This window comes from Streptococcus sp. FSL W8-0197, from assembly GCF_037963785.1.
Taxonomy (GTDB): domain Bacteria; phylum Bacillota; class Bacilli; order Lactobacillales; family Streptococcaceae; genus Streptococcus; species Streptococcus oralis_CQ.
Map to the genome: position 1 here is coordinate 1,698,646 of NZ_CP150168.1, position 24,014 is coordinate 1,722,659.

Below are 24,014 nucleotides of genomic sequence, written 5' to 3' on the forward strand. Positions count from 1 at the left end.
ACCTATGAAAGGAAAGAATTTTGTAACGGTTGCTTAGTAGTCCAAGTCATCAGCATGACCAGAACCATTCCCTACAAAGTAACCCGTCTTACAGTTGAGGGTGAAGAGATAGGTTCCATCTGGTTTATAGAGGTTGTAATAACCATTTCCGTTTACAATATTGACACGTTCTAGGATGTATTGATTTCCAGTGATATAGCCACGAGCACGTGATGTTGCTAGAACTTGTTCCAATACACCATCCGCAAACGTCCAAGCAGGGTTGTTGCTATCGTCTACAGCTGATTGGTTGTAAGGTACACGACTAGCACTTCTTTGAAGATTAACCCCATCGCCAGACAAACCACCATTTGTGTCTCTAGCTGGTGCTGTGGTGCTTGTTGAAGGGGTCGTACTGCTTGCATTACTTTCTGTAGCTGAACTTGAGCTTGCTTGACTCGTGCTAGAGCTCGAACTTGAGCTGGAAGCACTGGTTTGTTGACTCTTACCAAGACTAATGGCCTTATCCAAGAGTTTGTCTAGTTCTGTGTTGCCTGTCTTAATTTCTGTAAATTTAGCATCCGCTTTGGCTTTCGCATTGGTATCCAAGACACCGTCCGTAATAACTGGGCTTTCAAAGAGGGCATTAACATCTTGAATGGCCTTGATTTGAGTTGCTAGGCTATCATATCTTGACTTAGCTAGTGTATAATCACGGCTACCTTCTAACTTATCTAGCAAGGTTTTCAGTTGGCTCAATTTATCAAACTGGCTGTTTTTCAGAGCAGTCTTATTAGCATCTGTATAGAAAGTATCATAGAGATCATTGAAGTCTTTCAAAGCTGTTTGTGTCCCTTGATCATCCGAAGAGGCTGCTTGAGAAGACTGGATCTCTTGGTTTGAACGAGATACTTGACGGTAGACATAATATGTTCCAGCAAGCACAAGGATTGCAGCTACTACAGAAGCAATGATGATGACACCTTTCTTCTTAGAGCCTGTTTCAGGTTCTGTTTGAGCCGAACGTGATAGAGGTGTATAGGTCTCCTCTTCTTGTTCCTCGTTTATTTCCTTGGGCTCTGTTTCTGTTAAAACGAGAGACTCTATTTCAGCATTTTCTTCATCTTGAAGTGGTGGAACAAACTGAGTAGTCTCTTCATTTCCTATCTCTTCAATAGATTCCTCAGCAACCAGGTCTGAATCGTCTACCTGATCAGAAGTCTCACTAGATTCTCGCACTTCTTGGATCATTTCCTCTAGGTTTTGAGTAGAAGCTAGTTCTTCTTTTTTAAACTGACGAGTTTCAAACTTGTCGGCTTCGATTTCTTCACGGTGCTGTTTGATGTATTTGTCTAAGATACTGTCCTCAGGCAATACTCCTGCCTCGACCTCTTCATTCTTACGAATGACTTGACCAACAGTCAAGTCTTTTGCTTCGTCAAAGTCGAATTGTGGTTCTTGATGTCCTTTTTTATGACGATCACGTCTTTTCTTACTCATGAGTTCACCTTTCTATTTTACCTCTTGGCGTTTGACACGCTGACCAAAGTATTGATACAAATCCACTTTTAAGGTACCGTTATAGAGTTTTCGCTTTTTATCAGCTGGACTTCCGTACTTGCTTTCAAAAGCTTCGTCACTCGTCAGGATAAACTTACTCCACGTTTTCAGTGGTGCAAAGACCTGTCCCATCTCAGCATAGAGCTTGGTAACTCCTGCATCATCAGACAAACGTTCCCCATATGGTGGATTGGAAATGATAACGCCATTAATCTTGTCAGTGCGCAAGTCCTGTACCCGCATTTGCTTAAAGGTGATATCACCTGCGACACCTGCTGCTTGAGCATTTGCCTTGGCAATTTCCACCATGCGAGCATCTATATCACAGCCCATAATATCCAGCTCGAGTTCACGATCAATTTTCTTAGTCGCCTCTGTGCGAACTTCCTGTATTAACCGATCGCTGACCCAGTTCCATTCCTCAAAAGCAAAGAAACGGCGAAGGCCTGGGGCCATCTTCTTAGCTATCATAGCTGCCTCGATGCAGAAGGTTCCTGAACCACAGGTCGGATCAATCAAGGTCTTGTCTGGATACCAGTTAGATAGTTGTAAAATGGCCGCTGCCATATTTTCCTTGATCGGCGCTCCACCCTTTTCCGTACGATAACCACGTTTAAAAAGGCTAGAACCTGTCGTGTCAATCATGACCGTTGCCACATCTTTCAGGATAGATACCTCAATCTTAAACTCGGGACCCGTTTCCATCAAGGGAACTCCTTCTGGGCGGGCATAGTGTTTTTGTAATTTCTTCACAACAGCCTTCTTGGAAATAGCCTGAACACTAGGCTCGTTATGAAGTTTAGACTTCACACATTTTGCCTTTGATATCGGGAAACGTGCTCCTAGCGGGAGATAGTTTTCCCAATCTAGAGCAAAAACACCTTGAAAAAGCTCTTCAAAAGTCTTAGCAGGAAAACTTCCGACTACAATCTTGATGCGATCCGCTGCGCGAAGCCAAAGGTTGGTCTCGATGATTGCCTTCACATCTCCTTGAAAGCGGACACGCCCATTTTCAACCTGGCAATCATAACCAAGGTCTCGCACCTCACGTCCAACGACAGCCTCAAGACCCGCCGCAGCAGTTGCGATTAAATTAAATTGTTCTTTCATTTCTAGTCTTGCAAGACCTTTCTCTTGTTCACTTTAAAAAATGAGGTTGAGAAAGATTTCTCAGCCCCAACCTATATGCAATTTTCTATAAGCCATGTTTTGTTCCAGAAGTGACTAGGACCACTTCCTTCGATAATCATCTGTCTACCGCTAACAGCATAAATCTGCTAGCAGTCAGAGTACTACGTTCGTTTCCGTGCACTCCATGCCCCGACCAAAATTTGGGTTGCTAGCTTGAGGGGTTTACCGCGTTCCACTCTCCCTGTTTCCAGAAAGACTCCGTCACTGTGGCACTTTCAAGCCTATTCTGACCTATCCGAAGACTTAGCCATTTCGACTGCCGTAACGATTTCTCGTCCCTAGGCTTATGGATTCGCCTAGCACAAACACTACAGGCATCACAGCCTGTGCTAGCATGGACTTTCCTCATGAAAAGAGAACCTCTTCACGCGATTATCCAAAAATTGCACTCATTCCTTAGTCAATTATAAATCTTGGTTGTCTAAGATTTGCTTACCAAATACTTCTTTCTCGAGACGATTTAAGCGTTTCAAAATATCAAAGTTTGTCATTGAAGTAGAAGCTGTTACTTCAATAGAGTCTGGTTGAGTTGGAGCCACCTGTGGTTTATGAGATAATTCTTCCTTCAAATCAGCAATCTCTTGACGAAGGGATTTGACCAAAGCTGCGTAGGTTTCATAGTCCTTAATCACATCGTCTAGGAATTCATCGACCTCTGCTTTGCTATATCCACGTACTTCACGTCCAAATTCTTGTTCAAAAATATCTTTCGCTGAAAATATAATACTTGCCATGTCTCTCTCCATTCTGGGTTACTAGTATTATTATATAAAAAAAGACAAGTAAAAATCAAGGTCAAAGGCTTACTTTTCAGAAAAATTTTCTACCATTTCATTCAAGTCCTCAAATGTTAATCTTCTTGTAACATAGTCCGCTTGATTTTTCATCATTTGGTAAAAATATCGTAACTTGGTTTCGTTTTCTTCGTCGTAAAAAAGGTAACAAGTATCTGTATTTTCCAGCAGAAATTTCTGATAATCACGTAATTGTCCCTTGTGCTCATATTGTGGATAGGCGTATTTGACAAAATCAACCTGCTTGAACTCACTCAATTTCGCTTGATTTGCTTCATTCCAGTTACTGCCATGGGTTTCAAAATCAAAAATGGTCGCCAGTTGAAATCCATAGTCTGCTTTCATGTCTTTCGCCACCTGAAGCGCCCAGTACTCAAAGCCCAAAGTCCCTGTAAAGACAAGCCAAGTTACCCCATCCTCTGCTAGACGTTCCATGTCTCTCCGAATGGCTGTTTTGATAATATCAACGCGAATATCCTTGTCATTAAAGAGACCAAGGTCAAAGGCTGAATAGCCTAAAATCAAGGCTGATGTCATTTTTAACCCTTTCTTTGTAAATTTATGATATAATAGAGTGATGTTATTGTACCAATAAGGAGAATTATGGTCAACTATCCACATAAAATTTCATCTCAAAAGAGACAAGCACCCCTGTCACAAACTAAAAATTTCGCAAATCGGGGAATGTCTTTTGAAAAGATGATCAATGCTACGAACGACTACTATTTGTCGCATGGGTTAGCTGTTATTCACAAGAAACCGACTCCCATCCAAATCGTACGTGTCGACTATCCCCAACGAAGTCGTGCCAAGATCGTTGAAGCCTACTTTAGACAAGCTTCAACTACTGACTATTCAGGGGTTTATGATGGATACTACATCGACTTTGAAGCAAAGGAAACCAGGCAAAAACATGCGATACCGATGAAGAATTTTCATCTCCATCAGATCCAGCATATGGAACAAGTCCTTGCCCAGCAAGGAATCTGCTTTGTACTCCTTCACTTTTCTTCTCAGCAAGAAACCTACTTATTGCCGGCTATTGACCTCATCCGTTTCTATCATCTAGATAAGGGACAGAAGTCAATGCCACTTGGATATATTCGAGAAAATGGATATAGGATTGAGCCTGGTGCTTTTCCTCAAATTCCCTACCTCGACATTATCAAAGAACATTTACTAGGTGGTAAAACAAGATGAACAAACAAACTTTTCTGCGAATAGCTAAGTATGTCAGTATCAGTCTCTTAACTGTATTTATCGCAGCTGTAATGCTTGGTGGTGGTCTCTTCCTCTACTATGTTAGCAAGGCTCCCGAACTTTCTGAAAGTAAACTAGTCGCTACAACGTCAAGTAAGATCTATGATAGCAATGACGAGCTTATCGCTGATCTTGGATCAGAACGTCGGGTCAATGCCCAAGCAAACGAAATACCGACCGATTTGGTCAACGCTATTGTTTCGATTGAGGACCATCGCTTCTTTAATCACCGAGGAATCGACACGATCCGTATCCTAGGTGCTACCCTCCGAAACCTTCGTGGTGGTGGAGGTCTGCAAGGAGCTTCCACCTTGACACAGCAGTTGATTAAATTAACTTACTTCTCTACGTCAACTTCTGATCAGACTCTTTCTCGTAAGGCCCAGGAAGCTTGGTTAGCTGTTCAGCTAGAACAAAAAGCGACTAAACAAGAGATCTTGACCTACTACATCAACAAGGTTTACATGTCAAACGGTAACTACGGAATGCAGACAGCTGCCCAAAGTTACTATGGCAAGGATCTCAAAGATTTAAGTATTCCTCAACTGGCTCTCCTTGCTGGTATGCCTCAGGCTCCAAACCAGTATGATCCATACTCGCATCCAGAAGCCGCTCAAGAACGTCGTAATCTCGTCCTCTCTGAGATGAAGGGGCAAGGTTACATTTCAGCTGAGCAATATGAAAAAGCGATTAATACTCCGATTACAGATGGACTTCAAAGTCTAAAATCGGCTAATAGTTATCCTCCATACATGGACAACTATCTCAAAGAGGTAATCGATCAAGTCGAACAAGAAACAGGCTACAACCTCTTAACAACTGGTATGGACGTCTACACCAACGTTGATCCTAAAGTTCAACAACATCTCTGGGATATCTACAATACCGACGAGTATGTCAACTATCCTGATGATGAAATGCAAGTAGCTTCAACGATTGTGGATGTAACAAATGGGAAAGTTATTGCTCAGTTAGGTTCTCGTCACCAATCAAGCAATGTTTCCTTCGGAATCAACCAAGCTGTTGAAACCAACCGTGACTGGGGTTCTACCATGAAGCCGATCACAGACTATGCTCCTGCCTTGGAGTATGACATCTACGACTCAACTGCTTCGATTGTACATGATGTTCCATACAACTATCCTGGAACAGATACCCCTGTTTACAACTGGGATAGAAGTTATTTTGGAAACATCACCATCCAATATGCGCTCCAACAATCACGGAACGTTACGGCCGTAGAAACCTTGAACAAAGTCGGTTTGGATAGAGCCAAGACCTTCCTAAATGGAATCGGTATTGACTATCCGGATATGCACTATGCCAACGCGATTTCAAGTAACACGACTGAGTCAAACAAAAAGTACGGAGCAAGTAGTGAGAAAATGGCTGCTGCTTACGCTGCTTTTGCTAACGGTGGTATCTACCATAAACCAATGTATATCAACAAAATCGTCTTTAGTGATGGTAGCTCAAAAGAATACGCTGATCCTGGTACTCGTGCCATGAAAGAGACGACCGCCTATATGATGACAGAAATGATGAAGACTGTCTTGGCATACGGAACGGGTCGTGGTGCTTATCTCCCTTGGCTACCTCAAGCTGGTAAGACTGGTACATCAAACTATACAGATGATGAAATTGAAAACTACATCAAAAATACTGGTTATGTAGCTCCAGACGAAATGTTTGTTGGTTATACTCGCAAATATTCAATGGCGGTATGGACAGGTTACTCAAACCGCCTTACTCCTATCGTTGGTGATGGCTTCTATGTTGCAGCTAAGGTTTACCGTTCAATGATGACTTATCTGTCTGAGGATAACAACCCTGGCGACTGGACTATGCCAGAAGGTCTCTATCGAAGTGGTGAGTTCGTCTTTAAAAACGGTGCTCGTTCTGCATGGACTGCTCCTGCTCCGCAACAGGCCCCAACACCAGAAAGTTCGAGCTCGACATCAGAAAGTTCAACTTCACAGTCAAGCTCAACTACTCCAAGCACGAATAATAGTGCAAACAATAATACCAATAACCAGCAACCAAATACAACGCCTGGTCAACAAAACCAGAACCAAAATCAGAATCCTCAACCAGCACAACCATAACATTTATCACCCAGATTTTTCTGGGTGATTTTTTCATAGCACTATTGCATTTATATGCTTAACAAAAGCCTGAGAAGATGTCTTCTCAGGCTTTTTCTGTACTTTAAACCTCATTGGGAAAGATAGGAAACGGATTTCGTAATCTTGTTAAGAGGTTTTACTAAATACTAGTCTTTCTTTGTTTTTGCTACAAAGAGAGCAGATAGGGCTAGGCTAACTCCTGCTAGGAAGAGGGCTGTGTCAGATTGACTCTCACCTGTTGCTGGCAAGCTTTGTTCAGCTGTTTCTCGCTTCGTCACTTCTTGTTTTAGTTCCGGTGCCGGTGCCTTATCTTCATCTGAAGCAAGTGAGCTAAGTTTAAACTCAGGTTTCTCTACTGTTGGAGCAGCTTGATCACCTACTGTTGCTAGCGGGCCTGTGTATTCTGGCAATTCATGCACTAGAGCCATCACTGCATTGACACCACCCTTGAACTCAGGTTTCTCTACTGTTGGAGCAGCTTGGTCACCTACTGTCGCTACTGGGCCTGTGTACTCTGGAAGCTCATGTACCAAGGCTTCAACTGCATTGACACCACCTGTGAATTCAGGAACCTCAAGAACGGGTGCTGGCTCTTCACCCTTACTTGATTGAACCGATTCTTCTGTTAATTCTTGATGGAAGCTTGCCAATTCATAAAACTCAGCCTTGCCGCCCTCCCAGACTAATTTGACGTCTAGAAGAGAGCCGCCATTTCGGATAGCAAAAGTTTGGAGACTAGATGTAATGGCACCGAGGTCTGTCCAACTGTCTTGACCATCCTTGAGTGTTCTAGCAAGAATACGTGCTTTCGCTCCTTCAGGAAGACTAGAAACAAGGCGAAGGTGGTTAGCTTTGGTTGGTTCAGACAAGTGATACACCAATTCGCCCTTATCTTTTTCAGACTTGTAGCTGGTCAAGACTTTGCCGTCTACAAGATTATTATAAAGGTTGCCTTGGCTTTCTCCACTACTTCCTTCTACTGTTGGATCATTGATTGGTTTGACAAATTCACCATCGTTGATGACCAATTCTGTAAATCCTACAAAACGGGCATCATAGTCTGCTGTATAGAGGACACGGAGATAGTTAGCTTTAACTGGTGTCGTCAATTCACCCTCGATATAGCGATTTCCTGGCATCTTAGAATCATGTGTCCAACCATCTGTCAATGAATCATCGTGTGTGCTATTGGCCACACCATCTCCTACTGTCACAACATCTGTCCAAGTTTTACCGTCCTGGCTGACTTGGATCTTACCATCACGAAGGTAGTTTTGAGTTCCGTCTTGGATGTAGGCTCTGATTTTCTTAATCGTGCGTTCGCTGCCAAGTTTCAAGGTTACGTGGCCATCTTTATGGGCGTAGTCTGAAAACTCAACGAAGTTATTGTAAACACCGTCAAATAGTTGATCTAGGTTGTTCAGTTTACGAACATCATTGCTTCCGTATGTTGGATGAATGCCCATTGTTGTAGATTCTAGTTTAGTTGGTTGCACTTCTTTGGTTGTCACAAGGAGAGAAGTGGCTGTCACAGCTTGTTCCTGATCTGTTTTATTGACCAGACGAACATAACGAACCAAGTGGGTTGCGACAGTTCTGTCTGTCAATTGGCTAGCTGGCGTCCATTCTTGCGCATTTGCAGAGTACTCTAGATTAAGAGCAGGGTTGGCCTGACCTTGGAGTTGGATGCTCTTGATTTGATGGATACGGTCAAGCTTCATTCCTAGATAGCTATGAGCAGGGAGTTTGGTTCCAGCTGGAATTTGAAGCTCGTAACTGCCCAAGCTATCCACTACCGGCGTTTCCTTCAAGGATTCCACGTTGGTGTCTGTTAACTCACTATTTCCAGAACGTGTCTCAACAGAGAAGTCCTGGATACGCCACCAGAGGTCGAGTGCCTTGGTATTGCGTACTCGAATGTAACGAGCATTGATCGCTCTGGTCACTTCCTTGGTTTGTTCTCCTGATAGGCGATCCAACTCTTGCCATGCAGTTCCATCTGTAGAGTACTCAAGTACACCTGCGGCAAGCTTATCACCCGTTCCTTGGCGAAGTCGTACTTTAGTGACTGACTTGACTTCACCGAGGTCAAGTTGTGCCCAGGCATCTACTGGTGTCGTATTGCTACCGTCAGCATTTGCCATCATGGCTTCTGTATTGTCCTTGCCATCAGTGATTTGACGGGCTGAGGTATTTAGTTTGTAAACTAAGTTTGAGCTTAGACTAACTGTCGTTGCTTGTTGGCTACGAGCTTTTTCAACTGGACGGTTGACTGCAATTTCCTGAACTGCAAACCAGGTATTCTCACGGTCTGCTGTCGCAATCATGCGAACTGCCTTGGCCTTGATATTGAGATTTTCAAACTTAAGAAGGGATTCATTTCCGACATAGCTTGGCTCTTTCAAAGTTACCCAGTTATCATTTTCATCTTGATACTGCACTTCTGCCTTACTAAAGGTATCACGTGGATTTGCCTGCGTTCCCATTGCAAAGGTCAAGGTTTGGATCGCTACCGGCTTGTTGAACTTCATACCAATATAATCACCTGTCTTGATGCTGTTTGGTGATTTAATAATCGCATGAGTTGCCAAGTCGCCATCCGTTACTTCTGCCAAACCACCTTCTACACCTGTTCGATTGGTGATAAAGGTGCTGATGATTTGGTCTGGGTGCAAGACTTTTTGAACTTCAGACGCTAGAACTTCTTTCAGGGATAGGATAAATGGACGAATATGTTGAACACCCAATTCAGCTTTTTCCATATGGTCTACATAATGGAAGGTGTGAGTTTGAGACTGTTCGTACAATTTCAAACCTTTATAGTAGCTATCCCAAAGTTTGGCCGCATCGTTTGTAGCCATGGCTTCAGTTCCTGTAAGGAAGGCATCGAGGGCATTCATTTGGTCGATTGCATTATCCAACCAATAGTGGATTTGGGCAACCATTTTTTTATCGCCTGATGCTTTATAGAGTTCAGCTGCTTCTTTAATCTTGGCAAATTCAGCTCGCAAGGCTGCACGTTCTGCAGTCACATCCTGACCAGCTTTGAGCTTAGTCATGAAGTCTGTTAATTTTGGAGCCAAGTCTACAGATTCTTCTAGTTTGACGACACGATTATCCATGTTTTGGTTGATCATGTGCTTACCAAGTTCGCGGAAGGCTGCTGATACCTTGCTATCTTCAAAATGACCATTTTCTACAAAGTTGAAGGCAATATCATTGATTTTCTTAGCTTCTTCTTCTGATTTCCACTGTTTCCATGAGTATTGAGCTCCTGAAAAGAGGGCAATCTTAGATGGTTCAGACTGTTGCATTGGGTTCAACATGATACCAGATAGCAAGCTAGGATCCACATTCGGATGAAGGAATTTCTCACCACCACCTAGAATCAAGTGCTGTTTAGAGTTATCTGTTACAGGCCAGTTAATCCAAAGTGAAACTGGGCGATAGGTCTTGCCACCTGCGGATAGATTGTTTTTGAGAGTTGAAAGGAAGCTTTCAGAGACTTCACCCCAAATCTTACCACCCGTCAAGGTCATGGATGTTGAACTTGGGAGATTTTCATTGAGGGATTTCAACTCATCTTCACGTCCATTACCCCAATACTGTCCAGGAACAAAGATCATTTCTTTACGAAGACCGCTGTAAGTTCCCTGCATTTCAGTCAACCACTTGGTCATATCTTGCATCAAGCGGTTGTAGCTATTGTAGCCTCCGACTGGGCTTGGAGCATCATCTGCAAGGATACCAAATTCACGGACACCCACTTTCATCAACTGGGTAAATTTAGCCTTGATGGTTGCCAAATCTTCTTGGTAATGCGCTTCATTTCCAAAGCGGATGCGGTTGTTCATGAATGGATGGATAGTCCAGACATAGCGGGTTTTACTTTGATTTCCGACACGAGCAAGTTCACGGATTTCAGCTAGTTTTTCTTCTGGATAGAGTTCACGCCATTTCTTGTTGTGATATGGATCATCTTTTGGTGCAAAGAAGTATTGGTTCAATTTCAAATCGCCACCATAACGCATGAGCTCTGCACGATCGGCATTCGACCATGGATTTCCATAGTAACCTTCGATGAAACCACGGTTCTTGAGCTCTGCGTAATCTTCTACTGTCACATTGCGAAGGACTGGCACTTGGCTTTCCTTGAGCATGTGTTTCAAGGTTGTCAAACCATAGAAAACTGCATCAGTGTCTTTTCCGACGATGGAAATCGAATTATCCTTGATGCTCAAGACATAGGCGTCAATCTTGTCAAAGAGACCTGCTGAAACCTTGGACAAGTTTTGCTCTGCTTGTGAACCTTGTCCATGCACTCCAAGATAGATATTGGTTGCGCCAGCGATTGCTGCCTTACCAGTTGTATAAGATACTTGATTGTCCTGCAAAACACTCTTCAAGCGATTGCGAGTATAGATATCGAGCTGATCGCCCATGACCAGATTGACTTGCTTGCGAAGAGCTGTGACACCTTCTCCATAAGTCACTTTTTGTGGAGTTGGGAAGACCTTGTACTCTTTCTTGAGATAGTCTGCGCTCTTGCTAGCAGCTGCAATGCTGTCTTCGCTAGCTGGTTTACTTGCAGTGAATTGATCTGCCAATTCAACTGTTCCATCACCGGTTTGGTCTACTTTTGGTTTTTCTGGTGTAGTTGGTTTTTCTGGTTGACTTGGTGCAGGCGTTTCTTGCTCTTCTTTGACAGGTTTCAATAGATGAACTTCAGCTGCACTTGCAAAACCACCAACGCCTTCCAATACTTTCAATTCAATCTTGTTGGTATGCACCGCCGCAAAGTTGACTGTTTTTTCTTGGGCGTTGTTGTCCCAGCTTCCTTCTGAAACCTTGACCATTTGGCCATCTTTTTGTGCGTAGATTTCGTAGCGCGTCACAACACCATTTCCACCACCTGGACGTGGGAGATAGGTCAAGCCATTGATTTTTTCTGCTTCTTTCAAGGTCATAGTAAGGGTGTATGGCGCAGTGTCACCGGTCCACTTAGTATGCCAGAAGGTATTTGGATCATTGTCAAAGGCCTTTTCAACAGCGCCTTCAGTCGCGTTTCCTGGAAGTTGCTGACTGCTTGCGGTTGCAGTAATCTTATCATTTGAAATCAAGCGAGGATTTACAAATGCTTTATCCGACAACTCTGCGCTATGCAAGATTCCTTTGAATCCACCGATGCTTTCAAGCGGTAGTACCAAGCTATTGTGGGCAAAGCGAGGGTGGGCTGGATTTGCGATACGCTCAATCTTTTCACCATCCACATAGACTTCGGTTGACTGTGGTTTAGTCACGATGGAGATTTGATAACGTTTGTTCTTTTCAAGTTTTTTATTGAATTGGATATGGAACTGTTCAAACTGGTAAGCAAGGTAGCCGTCTTTATCAGCTAGATAGATACGGTTGTCCCCACTTGTTGAGAAGGTTTGTTCCCCGTCTCCAGTGACAGTTACATCAAACTTCAAGACGCGACTTGGACCAACATCACCAGCCAAGCCTTCGATACTGCTGTCTTTCTCAAAAGCCAATCCCTGTTCGCTTGCCTTCACTTTCTTACTTGCATAGTTCTTGACTGTTTCAGAATTGATGGTAAACAAGTCGCTTTGATCAATCTCTTTATCAGGATTTGACTGTGGCGCATAAGGGCTCGTTGGTAGGGTGCGTTCTGCAAAGGTCGCAGCTGCACGGTCAGATCCCCAAGTGCGCTCCGCAGTAGTTTGCATGCTCTTGAAGAAGCGTTTGAAGATGTCATAAGAGGTCAAACCGGTCTCATGAAGGTCGATATTGTCATTCCAAACTGCGTGACCACCACCAAGGATACTTGGATGAGAAGCTGGTAGAAGTGGACCGCCACCTGTTCTAAAATCATTTGGTGTCCAGCTATTGTACTGACGTTCGTAGTTAGCATAGTCCCCGTAGGCTGCTTGACTATTGCTTCCACTTGGCACACTATAGGTCGGTACATCCGTGATATTGATAATCTTAGCTCCCTGAGCAATGGCTTCATTTGGTCGTTGCCATCCGATACTCCAGATATCAACCTCTACTCCGTTCCAATCAACCGCTGTTTTACCTCGTTTCGCACTGAGCGAGCCCCAGATACGAGGGGTATAACCTTTAGACTTGATATATTGGGTCAAATCATTGACATAGCGACGGTAACTTTCTCTGCTGCCATAGTATTCATCCGTTCCGATATGAACAGTGGATACCCCATGAAGTGGTGCATCTGGTCCATCTAGAAGTTTGTCATAGACGGATTTGACAAATTTAAGAGTTTCTTCGTATTTATTGTCTAGATCGAGCATAGCTACGCGCTCAACATTGTGCTTGCCTGCATAATCACTCAGACTACCTTGATACATGAGGTCTGGGCGAACTTTGACAAAGGACAAGGCGTGACCTGGTGTGTCAATTTCTGGTACTAGGTTGATATGCAAGGCCTTGGCCAATTTAATCAGATTTTGCATTTCTTCCTTGGTATAATGCTCATCTGATGTTAGTTTTTGCCCATTTTTACCGACAATGTCTGTCTCCACACGGAAACCAGTCTTAGCGTGTTCAAGTACATACTTGAGTTGTTCTTCTGGACTTAAATTCTTACCTGCCAAGTGTTCCTTAAGGAAGATGTAGTTATCATTAAGGTGCAACTGCAAGTCGTTCATCTTGTAGTAAGCCATGTTAAGCATGATGTCTACAAGAGTGTCATATGGGATAAATTTACGACCTGTATCCAACATAAAGCCACGGTGGCTGAAACTTGGGAAATCACGAATTTCGCCATTTTGTAGGTCTGTTTCTCCCATTTGAAGAAGAGTACGAGTGGCGTAGAAGGCACCTGTGTTTGTAGCAGCTTCTATGGTAATCACATCATTTTGGATAGTAATGCCATACCCTTCTTTACCATAACCTTTGTTTTCAACCTTTTTAAATTCGATTCGTTTTTGAGCTTGCTTGTTACCTGTTGCTAGTTCCAATCCACGGCTAGCAAGGTCTGACTGATAAAAGGTTGCTGCCTGATCAAAGCCAGAATCTCCTGTCGCAAGGACTGTATCTGAAGTGATAGAAGATTGGCCTTCTTTCCCATACCATTGTTGAACAGCTGGTGCTACTTTTGGTTTCACACCCACACCTTCGTCCTGATGTAGCCCCTTGATGACTACTTCAAACTCTTTTGTAAAGGTATGACTGTCTCTGATTTGTTGGACCATGACCTTAACGCGTTGATCTGTCAGAGGTTTATGGATACGATTTTGAAGGTCAATCACACCTTGCTTGTTGCTTCCGATAAGGCTAACTTTCCCTGGTAAAGTTGGCAAGACAAGAGACTGTCCGTCTTCTGCTACTGTTAGTTCGGTTACTTGGCGGATATCCGTTACCTTACTGTGGTCCGGAACGTTAGAATAAGCTCGAATTTCTTGGATACCAACGTTTCTCCAACCCATTGTGCCCGCTTGATAGTCGTTAATTTCTAACTTAAGATATTTAGCTTGAATACTTTCAGCTAGGTCAACTTTCTCATCTAAAACAGGTTCTCCAGTCTTGGTATGAGCGGGTTTCCATTGTTTTTCTCCATTAGCGCCCACGTCTTCTTGACCTGCATAGTAGAGACTCCAAGATTTGATATTAGGGTCATTTTGCCCATTACGAAGACGACGATCCCAGTCAATTTCTACATGTTTGATCAAGGTAGTCTTTGGCAGAGTTAGTTCAAAAGTTGGTTTTGGTACATCTTTGTCTGTAGCCCAACGAGTATTGTCATCTCCATCGATAGCTTTATCCGCAGTAAAGTTGGTACCAGTCTCATGGTTGCTCGCCTGAGCAGTAGCACCTTCGAGATGGTTGACATCTTCTCTATCTTCAATTTGCTTTTCAGCTGGTTTTGCTGCTGGCGTAGCAGTTTCAGCTGGTTTATTGTCTGCCTTTGGTGTTTCAACCGGTTTCGGCGTTTCTGCTGGCTTGGGACTTGTAGGACTTGTCTCTGGTTTTGCCTCTTCACTTGATGTAGGATTGCTTCCTTCGTCAGTCGCTGGAGTTTCTTCATGACTTGCTTCTGTTGCAGCTTCTACATCCGCCTTTTTAAGCGCATCGGCTAAATCATCGGGTAACTTATCCAGTGCTTCAACATGGGTGATGCTTCCCTCTGTTTCTGAAGGAGCTGCTGTTTCTGCTGCCTGAACCATATTGGCGCCAAAGATACTAGCACCAATCATCACGGAGGCTGCACCGATTGCAAATTTTCTTATACTATAGTGACAGCGTTTCTCAAAAAAATGTCTATCCATCTTTCTCCTATTCCTTTCTTCCGCATACATGAGTAAGCGGTATCATTTCTCCTTTGAAAAAAGGAGAGAACCTAGAGGTCCTCTCCGGCTGTTTGTTCCTTTTTGATTCGAGTTGCTTTGAACTGCTAAAATCAAATCTCATTACTCTTCTTTACGTTTTGTCGCAAGAATCGCAGCAGATAAAGCGATGCTCACACTTGCTAAGAAGAGGGCTGCTTCTGAACCATGTTCTCCTGTAGCAGGAAGTTTCTCTTCATCTTTAGCTCCCGGAGTTTTGGTATCAGCTACTGGACTTGGAGTGAGCGGGTACTCAGGTTTTTCAACAGTTGGAGCTGCTTGATCTCCAGCTGTAGCCAATACACCTGTGTAGGCTGGTTTCTCGTTTACCAAGGCTTGGACCGCATTGACGCCACCCTTAAACTCAGGGACTTCATTTGCAGCCGCTAGGACCGCATTAGCGCCGCCCTTGAACTCAGGAACCTCATGTACAACTGCTTCTGCTGCATTGACACCGCCCTTAAACTCAGGTAGGTCATGTACAGCTGCTTCTGTTGCATTGACGCCGCCTTTGAACTCAGGTACATCAAGAACTGGTGGTTGTTCTTCACCCTTGCTACTTGTTGGAGCATCTGGTTTCGTAGCAGAATCTTTTAATTGGTTGAGATAGTCTGCGAAGTAGGCCACCATTCTTTCCGTCAAGAGATGGTTATCCGTCGCATATTTCATGCTTGCCTGAACGCTAGCTACTTCCTCTTGATTGTCTTTGTCTGTTAATTTCTGCGCCTTAGCCAAAGCTGCTTCATAGCCAGACATGTCAAGTGGTGTTTCTGCTACCTGTGGACGGGTAAAGATGAGTTCCGCTGCAGATTGGTATTTATCGCCACCATCTCCGTAAGTCTTGGTACCAGTAAGGACAATTTTCTTAGCCTTGATTGTCTTGCCAAAGTCAATGTCTTTTGGTTTGTTGTTATTTGGCCAATCTGTCACTGTGAAGGTATGTTCTTTACCAGACTCATCTGTGACAACCAGTTTCACATCTCGCAAGTTTCCATTTGAATCAGAGGCACGTGGAACATAACGAAGTCCTGTGATTTCAGTAGGTTCTTTCAATACCATAGTTGCAGGCTTGCCTACATCTCCACCATTCCAAGATGTATGCCATAGACTAGACACATTGCCATCAAAGGCATTCTCAAGACCTTCACCTGGTTGAGCTGGCGCATCCAAACTTTCAAAGTCTTCTGCTACCAAAGCTGTCTTCTTCTGAACCAAAGCATTCTTCAAAGCTTCAATCTTGGCAATCTCTGCACGCGCTTCTTCCACGCTAATGTCATCATCTGCCTGACTGAGGTTAAAGACCGCCTCTTTCAAAGCATCCATAGACTCTTTCGTATAGTTGGTCATGGCAACCGTTGGCAAGTAGTTCTTCAGAGCATTTTCTGTCAACATCTTACCTGTTAGGGTAATTTCCTCGATGTGAAGATTGTCCATCATGAAATCGTTGTAACCACGGAAGTTGGCATTTCCACCAGCATCTCCATGAGTATTGCTTGCGTTTCCAGTTGAGTAGATACCTACCCAAGTATCGCCTGTTTCTGCACCTGTCACGAGGAAGGTTACTTTCTTGGCTTTCTTAGAATCCGTCCAAGTATTTGGTAATTCATGCATTTCCAAGTTGCTTGCTTGACTACCACGACGACCTGACTGGAATTCTCCCTTTCCGACTACAAAGGCATAGGTATCGTCTGAACCTGCTTCATATTCAAAGGTTACACGGTAAGTCTTACCTGCCTCAAAGCGGAAGTTTTGCGGAATAGTTTGGTAAACCAAGTTACGACGGCTCACTAGCCCATTTGTCTTCAATGACCAATTTCCTTCGATAACATCATCAACTTTCTTACCGTTCCAACCACGTTGTGTATATGGATCATGCTTTTCAGACAAGTGAGTGCGGTTATCTTCAACACCTTCGACACCGCCCACTACGAATGGGAAGATACCCTGAGCAACATTTTCAAAGTCTTGTTTGAAGGTGCCTTGACCTGTATCATGCTTGTCTCCGTACATGCTTGAATTGTTTTCAAAGGTACGAATTTCATCAAAGTATGTTGCTTCATCACCAGCTTCACGACTCAATGTCAGAGTGACATTTGATACGTCCGATCCAGTTGTAAAGAAGGCGTACATATTTTGGAAGTAACTTGTATCATCAACTGTAGCATTTTCACGACGATTGTTATGAGCATAAGCCTTGATATAGTTGAGAGCGAGTGACTTATTGGTATAAGTAGTCACTTCTTTCTCGCCAGCATTCACTGTGATACTTGCCTTAGCATTACTACGGTTATCAACACCGACATAAACAGCATACTTGGTATTTGGTTTCAAGCCAGTCAGTTTCTGAGTAAGGCTAACCTTGCTCTTATTGCCTTGGATACGAAGCATTTCATTTGCACCCTGTGATTTGACAATTTCTGCCTTGGAAGCATCACCAGAAATGGTCCAGTGTTTCAAGGTTCCACTGTTAAATCCTTGGTCATAGATGTGCATTCCTTCGCTCCATGACATTTCAGGATTGGTTTGTTTTGAACGGTAAAGAACGTATGGTTGATTTGCTAGAAGTTCTAGGGTAATCTTGCCATCTTTTACAGTTAGTTCTTGCTCTTCTGTCTTACCTTGGTCAGTTAGCTTGTAAAGGTAAACCTTGCTATTTGCCCAATCGCTCGGAAGTGTCCAAGTTGTTGCACCAGCCTGCGTATTGAAGTAGTACATTTTTTCCTTATCAGTAGGAAGTTTCTTACCATTTGCATCCCAGTTCCAAGGAGTCAAGTAAGCTGAACCATCTTGGATGACACGTCCGTTGAGCGTTACTGTACGTTCGCGGTATTGCGGGCTATTGACATCATTTGACTTACGAGTCACAACAACCTTGTTACCTGCAGCATCGACTAGCTCAACCTTCATTTCTGGAGTCCATTTATAGGTGCTACCATTATCGGTCATGGTAACTGGTGTACCATTTTCCCATTTACTTACAGTGAAGTGTTGGAAGTACTTAGTCATGACATCATGGGCAAAGAGGTTAGTCACGTAGCCATTGTAGTCGCTTCGTCCTTGCCAGCCTTCAAAGTCTTTCATGCTGTAGCCGCCTAGAAGTGGGTAGTTAGCTGCACCACCGTAGCTTCTGTAGTCCCCAACCCATGAATCTTTTTGGTGGTTGCGGATAAAGCGGGTGATAGCACTGTTGATACCTTTATTAGTGTAGCCACCATAGGTCAAGTCAGCTGCCCAGTGTTGGAAGGTAGAGTCGTATTCACCACCATGGCCCCACTCAATCGCAAAACGCCAGCCTTGTTTGTTAATTTCTTTAGCAAGAACGTGAGTAGCCCAGGCACCGTTATCACCAGATTGACCATTGCCCCAAACGTCCACATAGATAAAGTCGAGACCATCACCAAGTTTTTTCTTCAAGTCTTCCCAGCGAGCCAAGCGTCCATGCGCCAAGTCATAAGCAGCATCAATGTTGATACCTTGGTCTAGCCAGTTCCAACCATAGCTGTAGCTGCCATCTGGATTTTTACGAAGAATATTTTCATTAAAATATTTAGACTCAGGATAGGTTTCAGAAGCGTTAACGTGGATACCTAGATGAGCACCATATTTCTTCGCTTTTTCGATCAAGGTCTTGAAGTCTTCGACACCACCAATACGTTTACCAATATCAGCATAGTTCAAGTGACCAGAGTCGTGACCTTCACTACCATATCCTTTAAGGAGAACACCTTGCCCAAGACCATCTGTGTGGAGATTGATTTTCTTGATACCATCCAAGGTCATAAGGAATGGATTTTGTGCTTGTGAACCAAAGTTCATCGCGATACGGTAAGCAGTGATATCCTTGACTTTTTCCCAACCTTGAGGGTTGTTCATGATGCTACGATAAGCAATGGCACCATCTTGCCAGTCGACTTTGTTGTCGGCATTGGCATCTTCGGTGATAACAACCTTGGCACTTGGAAGTTCCTTGGTGTATTCTGGGAAAACAATGCCCTTATAAGCTTTTTCCCATTGCCATTCAGAACTTTGGATTCCCACATAGTTTGTATTTCCAACAGTTTGTTTGAATGCTGTCAAACGAGTCCAGTCATTCGAACCACCACCGTAGCTGTTTTGAGAGTTACTCCAAACACCTGCAGCAAGCTTGTCTGTAGAAACAAATCCATACATGTAACCCTTAGCCAAGTTTTTCATTGGATTGGTTACATCAATATGATCATCTCCACTGATATGAGTGTTGTTTGACATGGTTGCCCCGTCAAACTTAGCTCCAGTTTGGTCGCTTGAAACTGACACAAGTGAGTTTCCTAAGAAATTGATAGAGGAGAGAAGTTTTCTTTCATCATCAATTTTCTGACCTGGAGTAACTTGATTGTGGTTGACAATCTTGGTCACATCAAAGTGTAATTGATTGTCCACAACTTGCAAGCGTACTGTCATATCTGCATTGATGAAATTCTTCTCATCGCGAAGTTTCATCACGTACTCTGCTGTTGTCTCATTGATTTTCTTATAAGTGACTTCAGGTGTAATGTCGCGATTGTTTACCAAGATTTTCTTAAGTTGTTGAACTTGTCCTGGCAAAGTATGCCCATTCAAAGTGTATTCTTTCACACGAGGAAAGGCTTGATCAATTACCGCTTTCAAAACTGCTGACTGGATCGTGTCATAAGTCACCTTGCTATCGTCAACGGCCGGACCTGTTTCTTTCTGGGCAGGAGTATCATCCGCTTTTACGCCTTCTTGATTGTCTGTTTTAATGCTGACAACCGTGCGATCATTGCTATAAGTTCCTGCCTTGAGAAGGATCTTCTTCTCATTTTTAAGATTCTCATTAACAGCAGCTGGCAAAGTAACTGTATCAAAAAGTTTTGCATCATTATTTGTTGCATTCAGCTGACCATCTGATTTTAAGCTAATAGTCAGATGATTCACTGATCCATTTACTGGAGCTGCAACACGACCGCCCTGATACCATGTGCTATTACCTGGTGTCTTGTATTCCCAGAACCAGCCACCTGAGTCATATCCAACAAAAACATTGTTCTTGGTGTCTTTAAATTTCAAGAAGACACCAAAACGTGATTTGCCTTTTTCAGAATCTTCTTTGAAAGTTAGATCAACAGTCGCATTTCCATTAGCGTCAACTGTCAATCCTTGTTTTTCAAACAAGGCTGGTTTATCCCCATTGTCGTTCTGCGCAGTCGACGACAACTGATTGTAGCGAACACCCTTTTCTTCACGAATAGTGACTGTTCCTTGTTGCTCTTTATTCGCTACTGTTTGCCATTCAGGAGTTACTGCCTTAGGTGTTTCAGGTTTAGCAGCTGCAGGTTTATCCTCTTTTGGTTTTTCTTCAGCCGGTTTTTCTTTCTCTTCTAAGTCTGCTGGTTTCACACTTGAAATTCCCTGTATGTGGTCTTGGATCCATTTTAGTTGAGCTGGTGAGAAGAGAATACCGCCGCTCCGTTTTCCAACTACACCATTTTGGTGAACACCGACTAGTTTGCCTTCTGTATCAAAGATACCGCCACCACTAGCGCCTGGTTTTCCTCCTTGGTAACCAATCCCTTGGACACCTTCTCCGTATGGTTCCGCAAAGTCAACTGTAGTATTGACAATCGGATTCAATTTCCCTTCTGGATAACCAAAGACATGAAGCTTATCTCCGATTTTCTTAACTACTGGCTTTTTAGTTACTTCAACAGGCGTATTTTCGAGAACTGTACGCAATCTCACTAGGGCCAAATCATTTTTGAAGCCTTTCAGGTAGCCTTCACGATCCCAATGAATGATATCTTTCTTGCTAAACTTGACATCTGGCAATCCTGGATATGAGATGCTATAGATATCTCCATCCCCTTGGTCATTGTCCACAACCTTACGGACATTGCCGTCTTGGCTATCCTTGATAAAGTTGTGAGAAACCGTCAAGACAAGGTCTTTAGCAATGACAATACCGCTACCTTCTCCTGATGGCGTCTTAATCTTAACAGTCGCGCCGTAGTTTAATTCCCCGTTGGTAGTCTTAGCCACATCTTCTGGGACGAGCTTGCCAGTATCTTGGGCCAATTGATCCTTGTTAACTTCGCGCCCATTGTCTTCAGCCTTCTCCAACTTATCTTCTAATTCTTTTGGCAGATTGCTTGGCTTTTCAGACTTTTCTTTTTCTTGAGCCAACAACTCTTCTTCTGTTTGAGGGCCTTCAGTAGTCTCAGCCGAACCAGGATTCTGAGCGGCAGCTTCCTTGTCAAAATCGTGCCCCTCATCACTAGCCTTCTTATCCAAATCAGCTAGTTCACTCGGCAAATTATCTGTTGAACCAACTCTTGCTTGATCAGCCAATACTGGGCTAGCTGCGAAGAAAGTCGCTCCAATCATCACCGAAGCTACTCCAAGCGTAAATTTACGAATACTGAACTTACAGCGTTTTTCAAAAAATCGTTTATCCATGAACTCCTAAATCCTTTCATTTTCCAGTAAGCGTTTACATTTCTTTTTTAAAAAATACTCCTTTCTCTGAAAGTGCTAAGCTTAACTGTTATAAATAAAAAATAATTGTACTTTTAATATAACAAATAAAAAGGCAGAAAGCAATAGGAAATAGGTAAAATTCACTAAAATTTTCTCTTTTCTGAAAAATCCTATCTCTAATCATTCAGGGACTTATACCAAGATAAAAAAGGACTTAACCATCATGTCGATGGCTAAATCCTTTACTTTTTTAAAGTTATTTCACATGGTTTGCGAGTTCTTCTTGGGCCTTTTTATTTGACTCTTCTTTTTCTTTCAACCATTTTTCTTGAGCTTTTTGGTATTCGTCTGTTGTCACGGCTTTATCTTGTACTTCTAGATATTTGTACAAAAGGGCTTCACTCATACCCTTGTTACCAGAGTATGCAAATGGAAGTGTAAATGGTACCATCTTAGACAACATTGGACGACCAGTTTGAGAAGTTGTTGGGATGAGCAAGGCACTGTCTGTCAACCAAGCTTGGGCAGCAGCATATTTCTCATAACGTTTTGAAACATCAGTGGTTTCTTCACCAGCTTCCACAACCATTTTTTCGTAATCTTCTAAACCAACTTGCTTAGCCGCAGCGTTGTTTGTCCCAGAATCAAATCCTAGATATGTTTTCGTATTTTCTCCTACAGAAGGCTTGATAATATCAAGATAAGTAGATGGATCGATATAGTCTGGAGACCAACCCACGTTATCTGAGATATCCCAGTCTTCTCCAGCCGCAGTTTCAGCGAAGTAGGTAATGTTTTGAACATCATCTTTTTGGAGCTGTTGGATGTCGATAACCACATTATCTGATCCTAGATTTTCTTCAACTGACTGTTTAAAAGATTGAACACGTTGAACTTTTGTTGTATTGGTTTGATCTACAGGCATATCCAAGTGGATTGGGAATTTCACACCTTCCGCTTGAAGGGCCGCCTTAGCTTTAGCGAACTCTGCTTTGGCTTTGTCAGGATTGTAGAGTCCATCTTGGGCATCATCCAAGTTTACGTTGCTCCACTCATCTCCATAGGTCACCAATTTTTCCTTAACTAATTCCCCAAAGTTTTTCCCATCTGCCTGTACAAATGTAGGAGGAACAAATAAGTTACGAAGCAGTTTAGTAGCCCCGCTTGCACCATTTACTTGAGAAGCGTAGGCTGTTCTGTCAAAACCAAATGCAATAGCTTGACGGAAGTCCTTATTCAAAAGTGCCTTCTTGGTTGATACTTTTTCCTCATCTGTTGTCTTAGAAGTGTACTTATAAGACTGGCGATCGATATTTGTGCCTACTAAATAAGTAGTAGAATCTTGTTGGGTATAAACGATATTGTCTTTGAATGTTTTTTCAGTCTCTGAGTAACTAGCACTTGTTGGGAAGAGGCGAGCCATTGTAAAGCTACCGTCTTTGAAAGCTTCAGTTGGCTTATTAGTATCTTGACCATCCCAGAAGGATAATTTCACTTTATCAAGATGGACATTGTCTTTGTCCCAATAGTTTGGATTCTTTTCGAACTCGACTGATGATTTGGCTACGATTGATTTGAGTAAGAATGGTCCATTATAGAGAATACTGCTTGGATCCGTACCTTTAGCAAAGTCATCCCCTTTAGAGTTCAAAAATTCTTCATTAACAGGAGCCAGAACACCCATTGTTGTCTTAGAATTCCAGAAACTTTCTGGCTTGTTCAATGTGTATTGAACGGTATAATCATCAAGAGCTTTGATTCCTACTTGAGAAAAATCTGTAATTTCTCCTTTGACATAGGCATCCAATCCCTTGATAGATTCCTGAACCAGGTAAAGACCATCTGATTTCTTATCAGCAGCATACTTAAGACCAGTTACAAAGTCTTGAGCTTTAACTTCTGCATATTCCTCACCTTCAGATGTATACCATTTTGCATCCTTTCGGAGTGTATACGTGTAAGTCAATCCATCCTTAGATACAGACCAATCCTCAGCCATAGATGGTACAAAGTTACCGTAGCGGTCATTTTCAAGTAAGCCATCAATAACGTTGCTCGTAATATTTGCTGTAGCTGCCTTACCAGTTGTCAAATAGTTTAGGTTATCAGGATCCGTTTCGTAAATGTATGAGAATGTTTTCTCACCTTTAGCATTTGAACTTGATCCAGAGCAGGCCGCAAGAGTCGCAGCTGCCAATAACGTCACACCCGCAAGGGCAAGTAGTTTTGAACTTTTCATTGTTTTCTCCTTTAAAACTTTCACCCCATTATAGTCCCTTTTC

At 42.9% G+C, this 24,014-nt stretch carries 9 protein-coding genes and 1 other RNA gene; 2 read left to right on the plus strand and 8 right to left on the minus strand.

Annotated features, from left to right (window positions below; genetic code table 11):
* Positions 1–33 precede the first annotated feature (33 nt).
* From NYE79_RS08440 to NYE79_RS08460, 5 genes are all read right to left on the minus strand, one after another.
* On the minus strand, positions 34–1,479 hold the full coding sequence (locus NYE79_RS08440) for a cell division site-positioning protein MapZ family protein (RefSeq protein ID WP_217970543.1): 1,446 nt from the start codon (positions 1,477–1,479) through the stop codon (positions 34–36).
* Between the two features lie 12 nt (positions 1,480–1,491).
* The gene (locus NYE79_RS08445; protein ID WP_217970542.1) at positions 1,492–2,649 is read right to left on the minus strand and encodes a class I SAM-dependent RNA methyltransferase; all 1,158 of its coding nucleotides are present in this window, start codon (positions 2,647–2,649) and stop codon (positions 1,492–1,494) included.
* Between the two features lie 83 nt (positions 2,650–2,732).
* An RNA gene (rnpB, locus tag NYE79_RS08450) (RNase P RNA component class B) lies at positions 2,733–3,114 on the minus strand.
* Between the two features lie 20 nt (positions 3,115–3,134).
* A complete protein-coding gene (gene gpsB, locus NYE79_RS08455; RefSeq protein ID WP_000146523.1) occupies positions 3,135–3,464 on the minus strand; it encodes a cell division regulator GpsB in 330 nt (109 codons plus the stop codon).
* A gap of 69 nt (positions 3,465–3,533) precedes the next feature.
* The gene (locus tag NYE79_RS08460) at positions 3,534–4,061 is read right to left on the minus strand and encodes a DUF1273 domain-containing protein (RefSeq protein ID WP_268721593.1); all 528 of its coding nucleotides are present in this window, start codon (positions 4,059–4,061) and stop codon (positions 3,534–3,536) included.
* 66 nt (positions 4,062–4,127) lie between these two features.
* On the opposite strand from NYE79_RS08460, the gene recU reads away from it, so the two are divergent.
* Both recU and pbp1a read left to right on the plus strand, forming a co-directional pair.
* Positions 4,128–4,724 (plus strand): Holliday junction resolvase RecU, encoded by a 597-nt coding sequence (recU, locus tag NYE79_RS08465; protein WP_049489795.1) that lies wholly within the window; start codon positions 4,128–4,130, stop codon positions 4,722–4,724.
* The gene (gene pbp1a, locus NYE79_RS08470) at positions 4,721–6,889 is read left to right on the plus strand and encodes a penicillin-binding protein PBP1A (protein ID WP_001041840.1); all 2,169 of its coding nucleotides are present in this window, start codon (positions 4,721–4,723) and stop codon (positions 6,887–6,889) included. Before recU ends, pbp1a begins: the two co-directional genes overlap by 4 nt.
* A 167-nt stretch (positions 6,890–7,056) precedes the next feature.
* Here the strand turns inward: pbp1a and NYE79_RS08475 are convergent, their stop codons facing one another.
* From NYE79_RS08475 to NYE79_RS08485, 3 genes are all read right to left on the minus strand, one after another.
* Entirely contained in the window at positions 7,057–15,201 is an 8,145-nt protein-coding gene (locus NYE79_RS08475) for an SIALI-17 repeat-containing surface protein (protein WP_339293682.1), read from the minus strand.
* A 141-nt stretch (positions 15,202–15,342) separates the two neighbouring features.
* Positions 15,343–21,711, minus strand: a complete 6,369-nt coding sequence (locus NYE79_RS08480) for a SpGH101 family endo-alpha-N-acetylgalactosaminidase (protein ID WP_339293683.1) — start codon at positions 21,709–21,711, stop codon at positions 15,343–15,345.
* Positions 21,712–21,988: 277 nt separating this feature from the next.
* Entirely contained in the window at positions 21,989–23,971 is a 1,983-nt protein-coding gene (locus NYE79_RS08485) for a peptide ABC transporter substrate-binding protein (RefSeq protein WP_084917707.1), read from the minus strand.
* Between the last annotated feature and the right edge of the window lie 43 nt (positions 23,972–24,014).